This is a genomic window from Streptomyces mesophilus, from assembly GCF_011044995.1.
Classification (GTDB): Bacteria; Actinomycetota; Actinomycetes; order Streptomycetales; family Streptomycetaceae; genus Streptomyces; species Streptomyces mesophilus.
Map to the genome: position 1 here is coordinate 1 of NZ_JAAKZW010000458.1, position 1,442 is coordinate 1,442.

General features: G+C 66.0%; 1 protein-coding gene. It reads left to right on the plus strand.

Annotated features, from left to right (window positions below; genetic code table 11):
- Positions 1–232: 232 nt before the first annotated feature.
- Complete coding sequence (locus tag G6045_RS40545; protein WP_165337255.1) at positions 233–1,423, plus strand: IS110 family RNA-guided transposase; 1,191 nt, start codon at positions 233–235, stop codon at positions 1,421–1,423.
- Positions 1,424–1,442: the final 19 nt, after the last annotated feature.

A 1,442-nucleotide genomic window follows, 5' to 3' on the forward strand; every position in this document is an offset into this window, starting at 1 on the left:
TCAGTGGTCCCTACCTTGTTGATCGGGATGAGCGAGCCATTCGTAGGGTTGGCTCAACCGGGGGTGTCGGGTGTGGCTTTCAGTGGTCTGCCGTCCGTGGCTTCCAACGATTCGCCGCCCGACACCCCGCGACGACTCGGCTGCTGATTAGGAATTGCGATCCGATCGCTGAGTAGGGACTCGCCAGCGAGGTCGTCTGCGGTGCAGGAGACGAACGAGTTGGAGAGCGTGCGTGACAGCGATCTGGGCCGGCATCGATGCCGGGAAGGCTCATCACCACTGCGTGGTTATCGACGCGACCGGCAAGCGACTCCTGTCGAGGCGGGTCGCCAATGACGAGTCGGAGCTCCTGCAGCTGCTGGCTGACGTGCTGGCTCTGGGCGACGAGGTCATCTGGGGAATCGACCTGGCCGACGGTGGGGCTGCCCTGGTGATCGACCTGCTGCTCAGCCATGGCCAGCACACGCTCTACATTCCCGGCATGGCCGTCAACCGGGCCTCTGAGGGCTACCGGGGTGCAGGCAAGACCGATGCCAAGGACGCGGCGATCATTGCCGACCAGGCCCGGGTCCGACGGGACCTTCATCCATTGCGGCCAGGCGACGAACTGGTCACCGAGCTCAAGATCCTCACGGTCCACCGGCGCGATCTCATCGAGGACCGCACTCGCGTGATCAACCGGTTGCGAGGTCACCTCACCGGGATCTTCCCGGCCCTGGAGCGGGCCCTGGACCTGACCAACGCGGGGCCGCTGGTCCTGCTCACCGGATATCAGACCCCGGCCGCCATCCGCCGGGCCGGAGCCCGCCGACTGGAATCGTGGCTGCGTAACCGCAAAGTCCGGGGCGCCGCCCAACTGGCCCAGACCGCCGTGACGGCCGCCGACAGCCAGCACACCAGCGTGACCGGCGAGAAGCCGACGGCCCAGCTCGTCCACACGCTCGCGAAGGAGGTGATGCGCCTCAACGAGCAGGTGGCTGCGGTCGACAAGCTCATTGAGGCCCGGTTTCGCGAGCACCAACACGCCGAGGTGATCACGAGCATGCCCGGCATCGGCCCCCTGCTCGGCGCTGAGTTCGTGGCGGCCACGGGCGGAGACATGACGCCCTTCGGAACTCCTGACCGACTCGCCGGGTTCGCCGGCGTCGCCCCTGCTCCCCGCGACTCGGGCAAGATCAGCGGAAATCTGCACCGGCCCAAGAGATACAGCCGCAGTCTCCAACGTGTCTTCTACACCTCCGCGTTGATCAGCATCCGCTCCTGCGACGAATCGCGTCGCTTCTATGACCGCAAGCGGGCAGAGGGCAAGCGGCACACCCAGGCAGTCCTTGCCCTCGCCCGACGGCGCGTGAATGTCTTGTGGGCTTTGCTCCGTGACGGACGGTGCTACGAGGCAATACCACCCGTCACAGTCGCAGCTTGACAACGAGATTAGGAATCGT